The 231-nt window shown below is 56.3% G+C and carries 1 protein-coding gene; it reads right to left on the bottom strand.

From position 1 onward, the window contains the following. Positions 1-14: 14 nt before the first annotated feature. Positions 15-231 (bottom strand): transposase (locus ACV22W_RS33790; RefSeq protein WP_448023884.1); only part of this gene is annotated, 217 nt, incomplete at its 5' end.

The raw sequence follows: 231 nt of genomic DNA, 5'->3' as shown, positions 1-231 counted from the left end.
GGCGGTCTCAAGAATCAAGTGCAACGTTTAGCTAAGCCGGCTGCGGCCAGTTCCATGGCCATAGCCTCTTCCGGCGTTTTCCAATTCAGGGTTTGGCGAGGACGGCCATTCATCAATTTGGCGATATCGTTCAACTGCATCTGTGTGACCCCAGACAGATCCATGCCCTTGGGCAGGAACTGGCGCAGCAGGCCATTGGTGTTCTCGTTGCTACCGCGTTGCCAAGGGGCA

The organism is Burkholderia sp. AW49-1, from assembly GCF_053427845.1.
This window is presented reverse-complemented; position numbering and strand designations above follow the sequence as displayed.